An 18,363-nucleotide genomic window follows, 5' to 3' on the forward strand; every position below is an offset into this window, starting at 1 on the left:
ATTAACGGTGCTCCAAAGCTTGAACCGCCGTAATCAAGGTCAAATTATAAACATCATCTGGGTTACAACCACGAGACAAGTCATTTACTGGTTGGTTCAACCCTTGTAAAACCGGACCGACAGCAGCAAACCCACCCATACGTTCAGCAATTTTGTAACCAATATTACCAGCTGAAATACCAGGGAAGATAAATACAGTCGCTTGACCAGCAACGTTTGAACCAGGGGCTTTTAATTTACCAGTTGCAGGAACAAAGGCTGCATCAAATTGTAATTCTCCATCCAAATCCAATTCTGGACGCAATTTTTGAGCAATTTTTGTAGCTTCAACAACCTTATCCACTTTAGGACCCGCACCAGAGCCTTTTGTAGAATAGCTGAGCATCGCAACTTTTGGATCAATACCAAACATTCTTGCAGTACGTGCAGAGTTGATTGCAATCTCAGCCAATGTTTGGGCATCTGGGTCAATGTTTATAGCACAGTCACCAAAGATATAACGTTCTTCACCTTTCACCATCAAGAAGGCACCGGATGTTTTAGAAACACCTGGCTCAGTCTTAATAATTTGAAGCGCAGGACGAACTGTTGAGGCAGTTGAATGAATAGCACCAGAAACCATTCCTTCTACAACGCCCATGTAAACCAACATGACACCAAAGTAATTGACATCTTTCAACAATTCATGAGCTTGCTCTTCCGTTACTTTTCCTTTTCGGCGTTCTACCAAAGCTTCAACCATTTCATCATATCGATCATAGTGAGCAGGATCAATGATTTCAAACCCTTCAGTAATACCTTCAATATCCAAATAAATCTTGATACGTTCAGGGTTACCAAGCAAGACTGGCACTACATCTGATTCATTCACCAAACGCTTCGTCGCTTGAAGGATACGAGGTTCTTCACCTTCAGGTAAAACAATACGCACTTTTTTCCCCTCTAGCTTGCTAGCTAGCTGTTCAAAAATTTTCATGAGCAAACTCCTTAAATTTTATTAACTGATTGATAACAGCCTGAAAATCCTCCGGAAGCGCTGCTTCCAAATTAACCCTTTCGGCTGAAAAAGGGTTAGTAAAGACAAGATTGTGGCAATGAAGAGCCTGACGCTCAATACCACAATCTAAACTCCCACCATACAAATCATCACCAAGTAGTGGAAATCCAATATGGGAAAAATGGACACGTATCTGATGAGTGCGCCCTGTATGGAGTCGTATATCCACAAGATGAATATTGCCCCAAGACTGGACAAGTTTATAAGAAGTATGAGCATACTTCCCATTCTGTGTTACACAGCGGGTAATAATACTATCCTCTGGTCGACCAATAGGGGCAATAATGTCCCCTTCTTGCTCTAACTCCCCATCCCCTCGAACCAAGGCGAAATACCTCTTACTAATTTGCTTCGCCTGTAATTGTTTATCTAATCGGGCATGAGCATAGCCATGCTTGGCAAACAACATGAGCCCAGATGTATCTCGATCCAATCGCGTTACAATGTGAACCTGCTTATTCTCATAATTTTGTTCGACTAAATATCCTTTCACGAAATTAGCAATTGTAGAAGAATGTAGAATCGAAGGAATAGAGGCATAACCAACAGGCTTGTTGATTGCTAAAAAATGTTCATCCTCATAGACAATATCCAAAGGAAAAGAAATCGGTTTCAAACTTCCAGTGACATCTTCTTCCGCAGGTATGTTTATTGTAACGCTATCTCCGATTTCAAGCAAGTAAGTAGCATTCTGTTCACTACCATTGACCAAAATGCTACCACCTGTATATTTAATTTTGGCCAAAAGTCCCTTGGAAACACCTTGGGCCTTTAAAAAAGTTTTCACCTTTGTGTGCTGATCAGCAACAAAATCAAATCGCATTACTCCACCTCTCCAATAAAGGCATCCTTAACACGATTCCAAAAACTAGTGTGGCTAGGTGTCGCAACAAAATGGATTTTGCTATTGTCAATCTGATACTCAATGCAATCAATGTTGTCGTAGACAATCGTTTTATTATCCACCGCAATGGAGTAGCGATCACTGTGTTTTGGTTCAATGACAATCTTGTCTTTTTTCGGTACAACGATGGATGACCCAAGTGTCCTGTAAACACGATTGTTTAAACTAGCTACCTCTGCTATCTGTAAAGCCTCAATTGTAGGGTGCAATACTGCTCCACCAAGTGACTTATTATAGGCAGTTGAACCAGTTGGTGTTGAAACTGAAATACCATCACCACGAAAACGTTCAAATGGAACATTATTGATAATAATATCTGCTACCATCGTTTTAGACAAGCGCTTGATTGTCGCCTCGTTGAGAGCTTTCATTTCGACAATTCTTCCATCCGTCATTTTCACTTTTACATTTAAAATCGGATAAGAAACACGCGCACCTGTATCTAATTTTAAATTTTCAACCAATTTCTCAACTTCGAAGTCCCGATAATCCGTATAAAATCCTAAATGGCCAGTATGAATTCCTACAAAACGGACCCGATCTATCAACTTTTCATACTTATGAAAGGCCGATAAAAGCATACCATCGCCCCCAATTGAAATAACAATATCTGGATTTTTAGGTGTTAAAATAAATTTTTCTTCTTTCAATCGTGTCCAGAGTTCTCTAGACACAGCCTCACTTTTCGGATTGCGACTAGCAAGCAATGCGACTTTTTTTCTACCTGTATTCTTCATCTGTATCATCGCTGTTTCCAACGCCATCATTCAATTTTCTATATCCAGGATCAAAGAGAGCCTGAGCTTCTTGAATGTCGTCGCGGATTTTTCGCATCTCCTCATCTAATTGATATGCTATCTTTGCTGTAACTTCTAATCGTTTTTTAATTTCTTCAGGAAAATTTCCTTTATACTTATAATTGAGCGAATGTTCGATTGTTGCCCAAAAATTCATTGAAAGAGTACGGATTTGAATCTCCGCTAAAACCGTTTCGTTCCCATTAATAGTATCTACTGGATAAGCAATTACGACATGATAAGAACGATAACCGGAGGCCTTCATATTGTTGATATAATCGCGTTCATGAATAATTTGCATATCCTTACGCTTGCGAAGAATGGAGAGCACTTCTTCAATGTCATCAACAAATTGAACCATGATTCGAACACCAGCAATATCCTGCATATCCTGAGCCAAATGCTCAAGTTTAATGTGTCTAAGCGCCATTTTCTCTTGAATAGACTCAATTGGCTTAACTCGCCCAGTAACAAACTCAATAGGCGAATGACGATTAGCCTTACGATATTGCTTACGAATTCCTCTTAGTTTGATTTTTAATTCACCTACAGTTTGAATGTAGGGATCCAAAAATTCTTCCCAGTTAAATTCCATAAAGCCCCCTTTCTTGTAAAAACTACTAATTTGTATTAAAATAACACAAAGACGAATCTATTATAACATATGAAAGGGTTTTCTGTATGAAAAACCATCTCGAAATTGAGTATAAAACCTTATTAACAAAATCAGAATACAATCGACTCCTCTCTGAATTTTCTGATGTTACCCCCATCTATCAAACTAACTACTACATTGATACTCCGAATCTTGACATGAAAAACCACCGCTTTTCGCTTCGCATTCGTACGTTTGAGGACATAGCAGAGCTAACATTGAAAATTCCTCAAGAAATCGGGAATCAAGAATATAATCAATTGTTAGATATTAAAACTGCACAGGACTATATTGACCATTTTGAACTTCCATCCGGTCAAATAGCTGATATTATTTCTAAAACAACAGTTCCATTAAATCAACTAGCAGTTTGGGGACACTTAAAGACCAAGCGATTGGAAAAAGAAACATCAATTGGATTGATGGCACTTGATGAGAATAACTATTTTGGACAATCAGATTATGAACTTGAAGTCGAGGTATCAGACGCTGAAGAAGGCAAAATACTATTCGATGAATTCCTAAAGAAAAAATCCATCCAATTCAAATACGCTAGTAGCAAAGTAGCTCGAACTGCGGCTCAAAAAAAATCAGCTCAATAAAGCTGATTTTTTTACTTTACTACTGAAAAAAATAGGATTTTTTGATAAAATAGAGTTATCTGTTGTTAAATTACTTTTATGATTTTTCATAAAAAAGCATTAAATAAGGAGTTTCTCAAAATGGTTCAACCAACTGGTGATCATAACATTAAACTATTCTCGCTAAACAGTAACCGCGATATCGCTGAAAAAATTGCAGCCGCTGCTGGTCTGCCTCTAGGAAAACTTTCTTCTCGCCAATTCTCAGATGGAGAAATTCAAATAAATATTGAAGAGAGCGTTCGTGGCGTTGACGTTTATATTATTCAATCAACTAGTTTTCCAGTCAACAACCACCTTTGGGAATTGCTTATCATGATTGATGCATGTAAACGTGCAAGTGCAAACTCAGTAACTGCTGTCATTCCATATTTCGGCTATGCTCGTCAAGACCGCACTGCTGCACCACGTGAACCAATTACAGCTAAACTAGTTGCAAATATGCTTGTTAAAGCAGGAATCAATCGTGTATTGACTCTTGATTTACACGCTTCTCAAATTCAAGGTTTCTTTGACATTCCAGTAGATAACCTGTTGACCGAACCATTGTTCGCATCCTACTACATGCAAAAAGGACTCTGCGGCGAGGATGTCGTCATTGTCAGTCCAAAAAATTCCGGTATCAAGCGTGCTCGTAATATTGCTGAATTTTTGAATGCTCCGATTGCGATTATTGATTATGCTCAAGACGATTCTGACCGTGCAGAAGGCTATATCATCGGTGATGTAGCTGGCAAAAAAGCAATCTTGGTCGATGACATTTTAAATACTGGCCGTACATTCTCACAAGCCTCAAAAATTGTTGAAGATGGCGGAGCTACTGAGATTTATGCTGTTGCCAGTCATGGACTTTTCGCTGGAACTGCTGCGCAATTGTTGGATGAAACATCTATAAAAGAAATTTTAGTGACTGACTCAGTTGCAAGTAAAGAACAACATCCAAAAAATATCGCATTCCTAACTGCAAGTGACTTAATCGCTGATGCTATTCACCGCATTCAAGAGCATCGTCCACTCAGCCCACTCTTTAAATTTACAAATCCAGAAAAAGAAAACTAGGAGTATACTCTTTGATATATTTAGATAATGCTGCTACTACTGCTCTATCTCAGGCAGCCATATCAAGCATGATTGAAGTTGCTCAACAACACTATGGAAATCCTTCCAGCATCCACGGATTTGGCCGAGAAGCTAATAAAGTACTCAGAAAAGCACGAGAAGACATCGCCAGAGTACTTTCTGTAAACCCTGATACAATCATTTTCACATCTGGTGGATCTGAAGCAGATAATCTTGCTATTCAAGGTTATGCTTTGGCAAATATGCATCGTGGAAAACACCTTATTACCACAGCCATTGAACACCATGCTGTGTTGCATACCATGGAATACTTAGAGCAACGATTCGGTTTTGAAATTACATATATAAAGCCAGAAAATCAAGAAATCACAGCTCAACAGATTAAAGAAGCCCTACGACCTGATACAATTCTTGTTAGTGTCATGTATGCCAATAATGAGACTGGGCAACTGCTACCTATTAGGGAAATCGGTTCTCTCTTGTCTCAACATCAAGCTGTTTTCCATGTCGATGCTGTTCAAGTGGTTGGGAAAATTCCAATTAAACCACAAGAACTTGGTATTGATTTTCTGTCCGCTTCTGCCCATAAATTCCATGGACCGAAAGGGATTGGTTTTCTCTACTCTTCAATCCACCAATTCGATTCACTGATTCACGGTGGGAAGCAAGAAAATCAACACAGAGCAGGAACAGAAAATCTCCCTGCAATTGCAGGGATGGCTGCAGCGCTCGTCCATCAATCAACACAAATGATTCAAAATATTGAGTATATCCATGATCTGAAATCCTATACACTCAAAAATTTAAGTGAATTTGATTTTTACGTCAACCAAGCTGGTGCTCATTTACCTCATGTACTGAATATTGGTTTTCCGGGACAACTAAACGAACAATTGTTAATGCGATTAGATTTGGCAGGAATCGCTATTTCCACTGGATCTGCTTGCACAGCAGGTGTCGTTGAAAATAGTCATGTACTTGAGGCAATGTATGGAAGTGATTCTCCTAGATTAAAAGAATCCGTACGTATTAGCTTTTCAGAATTGAATACCAAAAAAGAAATAGATATCCTACTATCAGCTTTAAAAATAATTATTGGAGGTTAGCATGGCATTCCAACAAACCGTAGCATTGAAAGATTGCGATTATATTTACCATATTAGTCCAACTGTAAAAAAATATACATTACGAGACAATACCTTTGAGGTAACAAAGGCTGGTCACTACCAACTCAGTCGCTTATTAGAAGAGGTCCCAAATTCAAATCAAGGATTTCTACTAAAAATCATCATTAATCAAGATCTAAAGGGCTTTAAAATTAATATCACGGATCAATCTGGTCTTCACTTAGTGAATATTTTTAAACAAGACACTAACAAAGTCATTCAGGAAAAATTCTATTTCTTGATGGACAGTTTGGTAGATCGTGATATATTTACGAAAGAAGGAAAATAATGATAACAATCTTCTATAAAGATGCCTATCACGTTGAGCGACAACAAGAGTTTGACAATCTCGAAGCAGCAAGGCTCGCCTTTGCAGGTTGCTTGACCCTTCCTGATTATTATCCCGTCATTCAAATTCTTAGAGATGGAACACCATTGGATTTTCAAGGAAGAATTGGGGACCTCTATCAGTATTTACAATCCATAGATTAGACAGAAATCTGTTTAATCTTTTTCAATTCAATCTGTTGATTTTTTCACAAACTTACACTAGAATAGTAGAGGACTATCTATTATTTTTGTTATATTGGTATGTACCAATTAATGATGTATATAAAATATAATTAAGGAGACAAATGTGAAAAACGATAAAAATACTGAAATTCCACGTGCCACAGCAAAACGACTATCCATTTACTACCGCGTATTTAAACGATTCTATGCGGAGAAAATCGAAAAAGCAAGTTCAAAAGAGATTGCAGAGGCAATCGGAATCGACTCTGCAACTGTCCGCCGAGATTTCTCATATTTTGGTGAACTTGGACGCCGTGGATTTGGTTATAATGTGAAGGATTTAATGGACTTTTTTGCCGATATTTTAAACGATAACTCGATTACCAATGTTATGTTAATCGGGGTTGGGAATATGGGTCGTGCCCTTCTTCACTACAAGTTTCACGAACGAAATAAAATGAAAATCATCATGGCTTTTGAAGCAGATGATAATCCTGCAGTAGGAACCATTGATGAAAATGTTCCTATCCATGCGATTTCAGAGTTAAAAGATCGCATCAAGGAAGCAAATTCTCAGACTGCCATCTTAACGGTACCAAGCGTAAAAGCTCAAGAAGTTGCTGATGTATTGGTTGAAGCTGGCGTTAAAGGTATTCTTAGCTTCTCACCTGTCAACTTGACCGTTCCTAAAGATGTTGTTGTCCAATATGTTGACTTGACAAGTGAACTACAGACACTACTTTATTTCATGCGCAAAGGATAAAAAATGAGTCAACCAATCATTGGAATTTCCGGAAATCATTATAAAACAGGGGATCATACAGAACCCCTGCTTTCTTATACTCAAACTTGCTTAGTGAATGCTATTGAAGATGCTGGCGGCATCCCACTAATTTTACCAGTCACTCGTCCAGAACTTGCTGAGCAGTATATGAAACTGGTTGATAAATTAGTATTGACTGGTGGACAAAATGTTGAGCCTATTCACTATCAGGAAAAATTACTCATCGATAGTAGCAATTATTTTCCTGAGCGAGATCGATTTGAACTAGCACTGATAAAAGCTGCTCACCAACAAGAAAAACCTATATTTGGCATTTGTAGAGGCCTCCAGATTTATAACGTCGCCCTGGGTGGCAGTCTCCATCAAGAGATTTCAGGGCATTGGCAGGAAAATCCCGGCAACCAACCAAGCCAAGACCTCTATTTCCCAATTGAAAGCCACTTATCACAGATCTATGCTCAGCAGCCAACCGTTAACTCATTCCATCGCCAAGCAATCAACAACCTAGCTCCCTCATTGGAAATGATTGCCCTATCCCCGGATAAACAAATCATTGAAGCGGTACAGTCTACAAGAGACTATCATACCTTTTTGGGTGTTCAGTGGCATCCTGAATTACTCTACGGCGAACGAGAGACGGAAAATAGGCTATTTGATTACATCGTCAATCAGCTCTAAAACAGCTCACTTTCTTCTCTAAAGGAATAATAATTTTTATTCCCCACAATTAAATGATCTAATAAGACCAGTCCTAGCACCTCGCAGGACTGTTTTAAATTTTCTGTAAAAAGTATGTCATTCTTACTAGGGTGAACTGATCCCGAAGGATGATTATGGACAATAATTACTGACGTGGCCATGCATTTGATAGCATGATGCAGGATTTCCCGCGGTTCTGCAATACTACGATTCACACTTCCAATAAATATTGTCTCCTGTTTGATGATTTGATTTTGTGTATTGAGATAGAGCGCAACCAAGTGCTCTTGTTTTTTGTCTCCAATTTCTTGGATCATCTTTCGACCCAATTTTTCACTACCTAGTACTTGTTCATTTAGCTGCAAGTGGGATTGATTGATCCGTTTTCCGAGCTCAATCATAGCTTTTATCTCAATTGCTTTTACACGACCAATACCCGTTAAAGTCTGCAATTCTTCAATAGATAAATCTCGTAAACTTGCTAAATTCTCCAATTGATTCAATAGTTTATTGGATAAAATATTGACAGGTTCGTTTCTCGTACCCGTTCGAATAAAAATAGCCAGTAACTCTTGATTACTTAGTCGCTCTGGGCCAACTTCAACTAATCGTTCGCGTGGTAAAAGTGATTCTTCTTTAAAATCAATTTGATACATAATTTCCTCCTCATACATCTATTCGTAAATCAGAGAAAAAAGAAAGTGGGAGTGGGAAAGAACTCGACCAAGATAAAAAGAGTTCGTCTTCCCACCCCCGCACAGTTGATTAGGCTAGATTTGGAGTGCAAAACACGAACAAATCTGCCAATCAACCACTGCGCTGAGATGTTGACACGAACTCTGAGTAGTGGTCCTGGGCATTTTTCCCAGCCTCACTTTCTTAAAAAATTTTACAGTAAATCGAAATTATTAGAAAATATCTCGTATAAAATTGCCTAACTTACTGACCATAATCATACTGATTATAACCTTGAGAGAAAGCCTTTTGTATTTCTTCTGAAGCATCTGCATATGGTGTAGATGATTCTAAAACTCCTTTTACAATGATCCGTTCTGTTGCATAATAGTCTGTACAAGTTACCAAAGTAACTTCCGTTCTACCCTCAACATCATCAATAACATAGACACTTTCAGGTGAAACAATCTCTACACTATCAATCACATAAGTATATACATTGCTTTTATCCGTGATATAGATTTTCATCCCATTTTGAGCACGGTCCAAAGGAGAGAAGAGGACATCCGCCGCACCAGTTACACCAAAAATATGGTGACTAGCTAGGGCATAGTTTCCTTTCCCCATTTCTTGTGTTTCCTTCATTGTTCCAGCACCATACATTAAAGATGTGTTTCCAACACCTTTAAAGATGGGGAGATTAATTCCCAAATCTGGAACTGCAATCCCTCCGATGACTGGCAGTTGCTGCGCTTCCCATTGAGCTTGAAGTATGGCTTCAGTCGAAACTGCTTGAACTTGTTCAAAGTCAAATGTAGACTCTGCTTGCTTGTTCTTTTCTATCTCCTCGGTAGTAACATTTGCAATTTGATATTTATTGGAATTCCAGCCAATAATCATATTTCTGATTGAGGTATTAAAAATCAAAGCTAAGGAAATAATAATGAGAACAAAGGCTAATAGGTTTCTCCACAATCTCCCCTTATTTTTTTTAGTTTGTGAACGTTTCGTCATGTTCTACTCCTCATCCTCTTTCTCTTCCGCTGCATCAACTAAGGCAAAGGTCATAATTTTTGCTTCTTCATCTAGTCGCATGACTTTAACACCCATTGTTGAACGACCGGTTTGTGAGATATTAGCTATACTTGTACGGATGATAACTCCTGTATCCGTAATAACCATAATATCTTCATCGCCCTGTACTGTTGTTAAACCAGCAAGTGGTCCGTTCTTTTCAGCTACTTTCAGAGTGATGATACCTTTACCACCACGGCCTTTCGTTGGATATTCAGATGCTGGTGTACGTTTTCCATAACCATTTTCTGAAAGGACTAACACTTCCTGATCATCAGATACAATGGTCGCACCAACTAAATGATCTCCTTCACGGAGTTTTATTCCACGTACACCTGTTGCGGTACGGCCCATGTTTCGAACATCTGTTTCTGCAAATCGAACAGAGTAGCCAAATTTTGTTCCCATAATAACATCAGCTTGACCATCAGTAAGGAAAACATTGATTAGTTCGTCATCATCTTTCAAATTCAAGGCCTTAAGACCGTTTTGTCGAATATTGGAGAATTCACTTACATTTGTACGTTTAACAATCCCTTGACGCGTTGCAAAGAAAAGATAGTGATCCGCTGTCTGATCCTTCGTCACATTGATAATGGTCTGAATAGACTCATTTTCTTCCAGTTTCAATAAGTTGACAACTGGAAGACCTTTAGCAGTTCGACCATATTCAGGAATTTCATAGCCCTTGAGACGATATACGCGTCCCTTATTGGTAAAGAAAAGCAGGTGATCATGGGTACTGGTTGATACGAGTTCGCGAACGAAGTCATCATCTTTCACACCTGTACCTTGGACTCCACGTCCGCCACGTTTTTGAGCTTGGAATTCATCTTGTGCCAACCGTTTGATATAGCCTTGGTTGGATAAGGTAATCAATACATCTGCTTCCTCAATAAGATCCTCATCCTCCAAGGAAAGGACTTCACCAACCATCAATTCAGTACGACGTGGGTCAGCATATTTGCGTTTTACTTCTTCTAGTTCTTCTTTGATGATCAAGACAACACGTTCAGGTTTTGCCAAAATATCTGTTAAATCAGCAATCAAAGCAACCAATTCGTCATACTCTGACTGGATTTTATCACGTTCCAATCCGGTCAAACGACGCAGACGCATATCCAAGATAGCCTGACTTTGTCGTTCGGACAAGTCAAAACGTTCCATTAATTCAGCTTGAGCAAGTGCATCCGTTTCTGAATTACGAATGATACGTATGACTTCATCAATATGGTCCAGAGCAATCAGCAAGCCTTCTAAAATATGAGCGCGTGCTTCTGCTTTTTCCTTATCAAATTGAGTGCGACGTGTAACAACTTCTTTTTGGTGTTCAATGTAAGACTCTAAAATTTGACGTACAGAAAGAATCTTCGGTACCCCATTCTGAATAGCCAACATATTGAAACTAAAGTTGGTTTGCATTTGCGTCTGTTTAAAGAGATTGTTCAAAATAACATTAGCGGAGGCATCTCGACGCACTTCAATTACAAAGCGAACCCCTTCACGGTTAGATTCGTCTCGAACAGCCGTAATGCCTTCAATACGTTTTTCTTGAACCAATTTAACAATATGCTCTTGAACCTTGGACTTATTGACCATATATGGAAATTCAGTAACAACGATACGTTCACGTCCGTTTCCATATTCTTCGATTTCAGTACGAGAACGAAGAACAATTGAGCCTTTACCAGTTTCATAAGCACGGTGAATTCCAGATTTCCCCATAACCAGAGCTCCTGTTGGAAAGTCTGGCCCAGGTAGGACTTCCATAATTTCACGCGTTGTTACATCAGGATTATCCATCAAGAGCTTAACAGCATCAATGGTTTCACCCAAGTTGTGCGGAGGAATGTTTGTTGCCATACCAACCGCAATACCAGTAGTCCCGTTCACCAATAGATTAGGGAAACGAGCTGGAAGAACTTCTGGCTCACGCTCGCTCGAGTCATAGTTATCCGCAAAATCAACCGTGTTTTTATTGATATCACGCAACATTTCAAGAGCAATCTTGCTCATGCGCGCCTCAGTATACCGCTGGGCAGCAGCACCATCACCGTCCATGGAACCAAAGTTACCATGACCATCAACCAGCATGTGACGATAGCTCCACCATTGAGCCATACGGACCATTGCCTCATAAATAGCACTATCACCATGTGGGTGGTATTTACCCATTACATCACCAGTGATACGTGCAGATTTTTTATGTGGCTTATCTGGAGTAATACCAAGTTCGTTCATTCCATAAAGAATGCGTCGGTGTACTGGCTTAAGACCATCACGTACATCAGGAAGAGCGCGTGCAACGATTACACTCATGGCATAATCGATGAAAGAGGTCTTCATCTCATTAGTCAAATTTACCGTAACTAAATTTTTGTCTTGCATTAATATGCCTCATTTCAACTGTCGTTAATACTACTATTATACCATATTTTTCAAACGTTTTCTTCTTTTGAAATCACTATGTAAACATTTTCAAACGATCTTTCTTTAGTGACAAAGGTCTGAAAAAATGCTAGAATGGTTAGTGGTTGGGATAGCTATCCCTAAATAAAACTAAGGAGATGTTTAGATAATGACTGCAACTAAACAACACAAAAAAGTGATCCTTGTCGGTGATGGTGCCGTAGGTTCTGCTTATGCATATGCCCTTGTAAACCAAGGTATTGGTCAAGAATTGGGTATCGTAGATATCAATAAAGACCGTACACAAGGTGACGCAGAGGATTTGAGCCACGCTTTGGCCTTCACTTCACCTAAGAAAATTTATTCAGCAGATTATTCTGATGCTCATGATGCAGATCTTGTTGTATTGACAGCTGGTTTGCCACAAAAACCAGGTGAAACTCGTCTTGAATTGGTTGAGAAAAACCTTCGTATCAACCAACAAATCGTATCTGAAATTGTTAAATCTGGCTTCAATGGTATTTTCCTTGTTGCTGCTAACCCAGTTGACGTTCTTACTTACTCAACTTGGAAATTCTCTGGTTTCCCTAAAGAACGTGTCATCGGTTCTGGTACTTCTCTTGACTCAGCTCGTTTCCGTCAAGCATTGGCTGAAAAAATCGGAATTGACGCTCGTTCAGTTCATGCTTACATCATGGGTGAACACGGTGACTCTGAGTTTGCTGTTTGGTCACATGCAAACGTTGCTGGTGTGAAATTGTATGACTGGTTGCAAGATAACCGCGATATTGATGAGCAAGGTCTTGTAGACTTGTTCGTATCTGTACGCGATGCAGCTTACTCAATCATCAATAAAAAAGGTGCTACATATTATGGTATCGGTGCTGCACTTGCACGTATCACAAAAGCTATCTTTGACGATGAAAATGCAGTACTTCCATTGTCAGTTTACCAAGCTGGTCAATACGAAGGCGTTGAAGATGTCTTCATCGGTCAACCAGCTATCATCGGTGCACATGGTATCGTTCGTCCAGTTAACATTCCATTGAGCGAAGCTGAATTGCAAAAAATGCAAGCATCTGCTGCCCAATTGAAAGACATCATTGACGATGCTTTTGCTAACCCAGAAATCGCTGCTGGTGTTAAAAACTAATTCTATTTTTAAATAGCAAAAAAGGTGAGTCGCTTAGGCCACCTTTTTTATATCCATTTGAATTAGCTTTGATATATCGTCACTTTCGGCACGCCTAACTCAACGAAAGTGACTTGTTATGTAAGTCTAATTTCAAATCTAGAACAGCCTTTAAGCTATTCTAACTATCTGCAGCTCAGTTCCTTGTCTGAAAACTAATTCATTTTAGTTTCTTCGATCATATCTCAACATCGCAATTCCATCAGTTACAGTTGATTCAACTAATGTTAATTTTTGTTCCTCAGGCAATTGTTGGAATAAGGGAATTCCATCTCCTAAAATGGTAGGGATGATGCCGATGATAAAATGATCAACGACCCCAGCTTTCAAGCATTCTTGAACAAGGGATGCGCCACCAAACAACCAGATATCTCCCCCTTCATCATTTCGTAAGCGCTCAATTTCGGAAAGAATGTCTTTGACAAAACGAACATTTTCATAGTCTGATTTGTCAGCATGGCTAGCCACGAGAAATTGCTTCTCTTGATAGCCCTCAATCATCTCTAAGGGGCAATCATCTAAAGATTTACGACCCATAATAACAGTATCACATTTCTGAAAAAATAAAGGATTGTCAAACTGCAAGGCGGTATCATATTGATTTGTACCATGTCCTTCAATCCAATCATAACTTCCATCTTTTCTAGCAATAAAACCATCCAGACTCATCGCAATATTTAATACTAATCTTCTCATATGTTTCCCTCATTTCTACTTTTCACTGAAAAATTATTATACCACAAGAAGCTATGAAAAGAAGAAATAGTATTACCAAGAATAAAACCAATCAAGTCAGAAATGTTCACCTCAGTTCCGCTATTTTACATATGGAAAAAACGCATAAAATTATGTTCTCAAAACATTGATTTTATGCGTTTTATTGTTAGATTATCTCGATCCATGCACCCGTGTTGGGTGCAACTATTATTTAAGGAGGTAATCACATGATTGCAGCGATTTCAATCCACGCACCCATGTGGGATGCGACTAGCTTCATTGAATATGAAGGCTGTTTGATAAATTTCAATCTTCAAGCTCAAAATTGAGAGTGTACCTACCTTATTTAGATTTAATGTAGTTAACACCGTCTGCTTTTGGCGCTACTGCTTGTCCAAAGAAGGCAGAAAGTGCAATAACTGTAATCAAGTATGGAGCGATTTGGAGATATACTGACGGAATATCTTTCAAACCAGGCAATTGGCTACCAATAACCGCAAGACTTTGTGATAGTCCGAAGAATAGACTAGCAAGCATTGCACCAATTGGGTTCCATTTACCGAAGATAACTGCCGCCAAGGCAATGAAACCAGAACCAACAATCGTAGTCGCCGAGAAGTTGATATTAACAGATTGGGCACTTACAGCACCACCAACACCGCCTAGGAAACCTGCAATCAGTACACCTGCATAACGCATTGCGTATACATTGATACCAAGGGTATCAGCTGCTTGAGGGTGTTCACCAACAGAGCGAAGGCGCAAACCAAATTTTGTTTTATACAAAACAAACCAAGAAGCAAATGCTGTCAGGATAGCGACATAACCCATCAAACTTGTATTTTTAAAGAATAAATCACCAATAACAGGAATATCTGCCAATACTGGGAAAGAGAACTTACCAAAAGACTCACGAATACTATCAGTTTGTCCTTTATTATATAAGACCTTAACAAGGAAAACTCCGAGTGCAGGTGCTAGTAAGTTCAATACGGTACCAGAAACCACGTGATCCGCTCTAAAGTTAATAGTGGCCATCGCATGGATAGCAGCAAAGACAACACCAGCCAAACCACCAACGATGATCGCTAAAAATGGTGTAGCTTTACCAAAAGTTTCAGCAAATTCAATGTTGAAAACAACACCAGCAAAGGCACCAATAACCATGATTCCTTCCAAACCAACGTTTACGATACCACTTCGCTCAGAGAATACGCCTCCAAGACTTGTGAAAATCAATGGTGCTGAATAAATGAGCATTTGCGAAATGAGTAGGGTTAAAATAGATAAGTTCATCTTATTTAGCTCCTTTCGCTACTTTTTTTGAATTCAACAATAGTTCAAAGATATACTTCACACCAATGAAGAAAATAATGGATGCTGTAACAACGTTTATCAATTCTGGTGGAATTTGTGCACGAACCATACCAGGTGCACCTACAGAAAGTGTACCAAATAAGAAGGCTGCAAAAGGAATTCCCAGTGGTGAGTTCGAAGCCAGTAAGGCAACAGACATACCATTGAATCCAATATCTAAATTACCACTTTGAATATAAACGTTTTGGAAAGTTCCCAACCCTTGGATTGCACCACCAAGTCCAGCTAAAGCACCGGAAATAACCATTGATAGAATGATTGTTTGTTTAGCTGACATACCTGCGTAATTAGAGGCGGTAGGGTTAAGACCTACTGAACGAATTTCAAAACCAAGCGTTGTCTTTGTCATTAAGAACCAAATAACTATGACAGCAATAATGGCAAAGAAAATACCAATATTCATCCGTGAGTTGTTCGTTAGCGCGCGCAACCATTCTGTTTGATAAGAGGCGTTAGCAGAAACGGTAATTGTAGAATCTGTATTTTTCATCAAATTTTCTGAAAATACATCACGAATGATATAGTTACATGAATAGAGAATAATGTAGTTCATCATAATCGTAACAATAACTTCACTCGTTCCGAGATAGGCACGAAGGATACCAGGAATTGCACCAGCAATACCACCTGCTACCATCGCAATCACAACTGTCCCCAAAATCAAAACTGGTCGTGGTAAATCAGGATTTAACAATGCAAACCAACCTGCAAAGACCCAACCGACATAGGCTTGACCAGACAAACCAACGTTGAAGAATCCTGCACGACTTGCAACTGCAAATCCTAATGCAGTAAAGATTAGAGGAGCCATTGCACGGAAAATCTCACCGATTGATTTGATGTTCCCAAAAGCTGAATAGAATAACTCTTCATATCCCCAAATCGGATCATATCCAAAAATGAACATGACAATTGCCCCAAGCAGTAAACCACTGATTGTCGCTAGCAATGGGAATAGTATTGTTTGATATTTCTTAAGCATGTACTTCTCCCTCCTCAATATGACCACCAGCCATCAAGACACCCAATTCTTGTTTGTTTGTCTTAGCAGGATCAACAATACCATGAATGACACCATCGTGGATGACCGCAATACGGTCTGATACATCCAAAATTTCATCCAATTCAAAGCTGACAACAAGTACTGCTTTCCCCTTATCCCGTTCAGCAATAAGACGTTTACGAATATATTCAATAGCGCCAACATCCAAACCACGTGTTGGTTGACTGACAATCAATAAATCAGGATTTCGATCGATTTCCCTTGCGATAATCGCTTTCTGTTGGTTACCACCTGAAAGAGCTTTTGCTGGAACTAATTCACTTGCACCACGCACATCAAATTCTTGCATCAATTGACGCGCCTTTTCATTAATCGCTGTGTAATTCAAAATACCATTTTTAGAATTTGGTTCTTTATAGTAAGTTTGTAGAGCAATATTTTCAGCAACGGTCATCGGAAGCACTAAACCATCACGGTGACGATCTTCAGGAACGTGGCTCACTTGCATCTCAGTGATCTTACGTGGTGATTTACCAACCACTTCCTCACCTTTAATCGTGATAGAACCAGACTTCACTTTGCGAAGTCCAGTAATTGCTTGAATCAATTCACTTTGTCCATTGCCATCAATACCTGCAATACCCACTATTTCCCCTGCACGTACGTCAAGAGATAAACCTTTCACTGCTGGGATACCGCGGTTTTCATTGACAACCAAATCTTTAATGGAAAGAACAACTTCTTTTGGATGGGATTCAACTTTCTCTGTCTTGAAAGAAACAGAACGCCCAACCATCCATTCAGCCAAATCTTGGTTAGTTGCTCCTTCAACTGCCACAGTTTGAATCGATTTACCACGTCGAATAACCGTTACACTATCTGCAACAGCACGAATTTCATCCAATTTATGCGTAATCAAAATAATTGACTTGCCTTCTGAGACTAAGGTCTTCATAATCTTCAAGAGCTCTGCAATCTCTGCCGGAGTAAGTACAGCAGTCGGTTCATCAAAAATTAGTAAGTCTGCACCACGATACAGTGTTTTTAATATTTCCACACGTTGTTGTGCACCTACAGAAATATCCGCAACTTTTGCAGTCGGATCTACTTCAAGACCGTAGCGAGCTGAAAGTTCTTTTATTTCTGCAATAGCCTTTTTAAGGTCAATAACACCAGCTTTGGTTGTTTCGCTACCTAAAATGATATTTTCAGCAACAGTAAAGGCATCCACTAACATAAAGTGTTGATGAACCATCCCAATACCCAAGTGTGCGGCTTTGGAAGGGGAATCAATTTTCACTTCCTTACCATTAATGACAATCTCACCACTTGTAGGCTCCAATAAGCCTGCAAGCATATTCATAAGTGTTGATTTACCCGCACCATTTTCACCCAAAAGGGCGTGAATTTCTCCACGTCTGACATTCAAATTAATATGGTCGTTGGCAACAAACTCACCAAATATTTTGGTGATATTACGCATCTCAATGACATAATCCTTAGTCATAATCTAGTTCCTTTCTGATTACAGTTAAACGGATTGAACCGACTGCCAACCACCCCTCCCATTTAAGATAATAGGGTTTCTAGCAAGTTCATTCCAGCTAACTGTACCATTTT

19 protein-coding genes are annotated in these 18,363 nt (G+C 39.1%); 8 read left to right on the forward strand and 11 right to left on the reverse strand.

Annotated features, from left to right (window positions below; translation table 11 throughout):
* Nucleotide 1: 1 nt before the first annotated feature.
* From pta to yjbM, 4 genes are read right to left on the reverse strand one after another with little or no spacing between them, the layout of a single operon-like run.
* On the reverse strand, nucleotides 2-976 hold the full coding sequence (gene pta / locus K6V43_RS06820; RefSeq protein ID WP_222382398.1) for a phosphate acetyltransferase: 975 nt from the start codon (nucleotides 974-976) through the stop codon (nucleotides 2-4).
* On the reverse strand, nucleotides 963-1,880 hold the full coding sequence (locus K6V43_RS06825) for an RluA family pseudouridine synthase (protein WP_222382399.1): 918 nt from the start codon (nucleotides 1,878-1,880) through the stop codon (nucleotides 963-965). Before K6V43_RS06825 ends, pta begins: the two co-directional genes overlap by 14 nt.
* Entirely contained in the window at nucleotides 1,880-2,698 is an 819-nt protein-coding gene (locus K6V43_RS06830; protein ID WP_337250532.1) for an NAD kinase, read from the reverse strand. Before K6V43_RS06830 ends, K6V43_RS06825 begins: the two co-directional genes overlap by 1 nt.
* The gene (yjbM, locus tag K6V43_RS06835) at nucleotides 2,682-3,353 is read right to left on the reverse strand and encodes a GTP diphosphokinase (protein ID WP_024397503.1); all 672 of its coding nucleotides are present in this window, start codon (nucleotides 3,351-3,353) and stop codon (nucleotides 2,682-2,684) included. Before yjbM ends, K6V43_RS06830 begins: the two co-directional genes overlap by 17 nt.
* Nucleotides 3,354-3,439: 86 nt before the next feature.
* Between yjbM and K6V43_RS06840 the strand changes: the two genes are divergently transcribed.
* The 7 genes from K6V43_RS06840 to K6V43_RS06870 all read left to right on the forward strand — a co-directional run bounded on the left by K6V43_RS06840 (nucleotide 3,440) and on the right by K6V43_RS06870 (nucleotide 8,275).
* Entirely contained in the window at nucleotides 3,440-4,015 is a 576-nt protein-coding gene (locus tag K6V43_RS06840; protein WP_222382400.1) for a CYTH domain-containing protein, read from the forward strand.
* A 120-nt stretch (nucleotides 4,016-4,135) separates the two neighbouring features.
* Nucleotides 4,136-5,113 (forward strand): ribose-phosphate diphosphokinase, encoded by a 978-nt coding sequence (locus K6V43_RS06845; RefSeq protein ID WP_222382401.1) that lies wholly within the window; start codon nucleotides 4,136-4,138, stop codon nucleotides 5,111-5,113.
* An 11-nt stretch (nucleotides 5,114-5,124) separates the two neighbouring features.
* Nucleotides 5,125-6,240 carry a cysteine desulfurase family protein gene (locus K6V43_RS06850; protein WP_222382402.1) on the forward strand — a complete coding sequence of 372 codons (1,116 nt, stop codon included), beginning with the start codon at nucleotides 5,125-5,127 and terminating at the stop codon, nucleotides 6,238-6,240.
* Between the two features lies 1 nt (nucleotide 6,241).
* A complete protein-coding gene (locus K6V43_RS06855; RefSeq protein ID WP_172018636.1) occupies nucleotides 6,242-6,589 on the forward strand; it encodes a DUF1831 domain-containing protein in 348 nt (115 codons plus the stop codon).
* Nucleotides 6,589-6,792: a DUF4649 family protein gene (locus K6V43_RS06860; protein WP_222382403.1), complete on the forward strand. Its 204-nt coding sequence runs from the start codon at nucleotides 6,589-6,591 to the stop codon at nucleotides 6,790-6,792. Before K6V43_RS06855 ends, K6V43_RS06860 begins: the two co-directional genes overlap by 1 nt.
* Nucleotides 6,793-6,937: 145 nt before the next feature.
* Nucleotides 6,938-7,576 carry a redox-sensing transcriptional repressor Rex gene (locus tag K6V43_RS06865; RefSeq protein WP_024403852.1) on the forward strand — a complete coding sequence of 213 codons (639 nt, stop codon included), beginning with the start codon at nucleotides 6,938-6,940 and terminating at the stop codon, nucleotides 7,574-7,576.
* Nucleotides 7,577-7,579: 3 nt separating this feature from the next.
* The gene (locus K6V43_RS06870) at nucleotides 7,580-8,275 is read left to right on the forward strand and encodes a gamma-glutamyl-gamma-aminobutyrate hydrolase family protein (RefSeq protein WP_222382404.1); all 696 of its coding nucleotides are present in this window, start codon (nucleotides 7,580-7,582) and stop codon (nucleotides 8,273-8,275) included.
* Here the strand turns inward: K6V43_RS06870 and radC are convergent.
* The 3 genes from radC to gyrA form a co-directional block, all read right to left on the reverse strand.
* Nucleotides 8,272-8,952: a RadC family protein gene (gene radC / locus K6V43_RS06875; RefSeq protein WP_222382405.1), complete on the reverse strand. Its 681-nt coding sequence runs from the start codon at nucleotides 8,950-8,952 to the stop codon at nucleotides 8,272-8,274. The genes K6V43_RS06870 and radC overlap by 4 nt on opposite strands.
* Nucleotides 8,953-9,235: 283 nt before the next feature.
* The gene (locus tag K6V43_RS06880) at nucleotides 9,236-9,985 is read right to left on the reverse strand and encodes a class A sortase (protein WP_222382406.1); all 750 of its coding nucleotides are present in this window, start codon (nucleotides 9,983-9,985) and stop codon (nucleotides 9,236-9,238) included.
* 3 nt (nucleotides 9,986-9,988) lie between these two features.
* Nucleotides 9,989-12,433: a DNA gyrase subunit A gene (gyrA, locus tag K6V43_RS06885; RefSeq protein WP_222382407.1), complete on the reverse strand. Its 2,445-nt coding sequence runs from the start codon at nucleotides 12,431-12,433 to the stop codon at nucleotides 9,989-9,991.
* 190 nt (nucleotides 12,434-12,623) lie between these two features.
* Between gyrA and K6V43_RS06890 the strand changes: the two genes are divergently transcribed.
* On the forward strand, nucleotides 12,624-13,607 hold the full coding sequence (locus tag K6V43_RS06890) for an L-lactate dehydrogenase (protein WP_024392099.1): 984 nt from the start codon (nucleotides 12,624-12,626) through the stop codon (nucleotides 13,605-13,607).
* A gap of 204 nt (nucleotides 13,608-13,811) precedes the next feature.
* Here K6V43_RS06890 and K6V43_RS06895 read toward each other — a convergent pair whose 3' ends face one another.
* From K6V43_RS06895 to K6V43_RS06910, 4 genes are all read right to left on the reverse strand, one after another.
* Nucleotides 13,812-14,342 carry a dihydrofolate reductase family protein gene (locus tag K6V43_RS06895; RefSeq protein ID WP_222382408.1) on the reverse strand — a complete coding sequence of 177 codons (531 nt, stop codon included), beginning with the start codon at nucleotides 14,340-14,342 and terminating at the stop codon, nucleotides 13,812-13,814.
* 363 nt (nucleotides 14,343-14,705) lie between these two features.
* Complete coding sequence (locus K6V43_RS06900) at nucleotides 14,706-15,659, reverse strand: ABC transporter permease (protein WP_024392097.1); 954 nt, start codon at nucleotides 15,657-15,659, stop codon at nucleotides 14,706-14,708.
* Nucleotide 15,660: 1 nt separating this feature from the next.
* Complete coding sequence (locus K6V43_RS06905) at nucleotides 15,661-16,722, reverse strand: ABC transporter permease (protein WP_222382409.1); 1,062 nt, start codon at nucleotides 16,720-16,722, stop codon at nucleotides 15,661-15,663.
* Entirely contained in the window at nucleotides 16,715-18,250 is a 1,536-nt protein-coding gene (locus tag K6V43_RS06910) for an ABC transporter ATP-binding protein (RefSeq protein WP_172018658.1), read from the reverse strand. Before K6V43_RS06910 ends, K6V43_RS06905 begins: the two co-directional genes overlap by 8 nt.
* Nucleotides 18,251-18,363 lie beyond the last annotated feature (113 nt).

This window comes from Streptococcus suis, assembly GCF_019794615.1.
Taxonomy (GTDB): Bacteria; Bacillota; Bacilli; order Lactobacillales; family Streptococcaceae; genus Streptococcus; species Streptococcus suis_AI.

Coding starts and splice junctions, on each gene's coding strand:
- K6V43_RS06870 (WP_222382404.1), top strand. CDS start 7,580: ATGAGTCAACCAATCATTGGAATTTCCGGAAATCATTATAAAACAGGG.
- K6V43_RS06910 (WP_172018658.1), bottom strand. CDS start 18,250: ATGACTAAGGATTATGTCATTGAGATGCGTAATATCACCAAAATATTT.
- K6V43_RS06890 (WP_024392099.1), top strand. CDS start 12,624: ATGACTGCAACTAAACAACACAAAAAAGTGATCCTTGTCGGTGATGGT.
- K6V43_RS06830 (WP_337250532.1), bottom strand. CDS start 2,698: ATGAAGAATACAGGTAGAAAAAAAGTCGCATTGCTTGCTAGTCGCAAT.
- K6V43_RS06860 (WP_222382403.1), top strand. CDS start 6,589: ATGATAACAATCTTCTATAAAGATGCCTATCACGTTGAGCGACAACAA.
- K6V43_RS06905 (WP_222382409.1), bottom strand. CDS start 16,722: ATGCTTAAGAAATATCAAACAATACTATTCCCATTGCTAGCGACAATC.
- gyrA (WP_222382407.1), bottom strand. CDS start 12,433: ATGCAAGACAAAAATTTAGTTACGGTAAATTTGACTAATGAGATGAAG.
- K6V43_RS06840 (WP_222382400.1), top strand. CDS start 3,440: ATGAAAAACCATCTCGAAATTGAGTATAAAACCTTATTAACAAAATCA.
- K6V43_RS06845 (WP_222382401.1), top strand. CDS start 4,136: ATGGTTCAACCAACTGGTGATCATAACATTAAACTATTCTCGCTAAAC.
- K6V43_RS06855 (WP_172018636.1), top strand. CDS start 6,242: ATGGCATTCCAACAAACCGTAGCATTGAAAGATTGCGATTATATTTAC.
- radC (WP_222382405.1), bottom strand. CDS start 8,952: ATGTATCAAATTGATTTTAAAGAAGAATCACTTTTACCACGCGAACGA.
- K6V43_RS06825 (WP_222382399.1), bottom strand. CDS start 1,880: ATGCGATTTGATTTTGTTGCTGATCAGCACACAAAGGTGAAAACTTTT.
- K6V43_RS06880 (WP_222382406.1), bottom strand. CDS start 9,985: ATGACGAAACGTTCACAAACTAAAAAAAATAAGGGGAGATTGTGGAGA.
- yjbM (WP_024397503.1), bottom strand. CDS start 3,353: ATGGAATTTAACTGGGAAGAATTTTTGGATCCCTACATTCAAACTGTA.
- K6V43_RS06895 (WP_222382408.1), bottom strand. CDS start 14,342: ATGAGAAGATTAGTATTAAATATTGCGATGAGTCTGGATGGTTTTATT.
- K6V43_RS06900 (WP_024392097.1), bottom strand. CDS start 15,659: ATGAACTTATCTATTTTAACCCTACTCATTTCGCAAATGCTCATTTAT.
- pta (WP_222382398.1), bottom strand. CDS start 976: ATGAAAATTTTTGAACAGCTAGCTAGCAAGCTAGAGGGGAAAAAAGTG.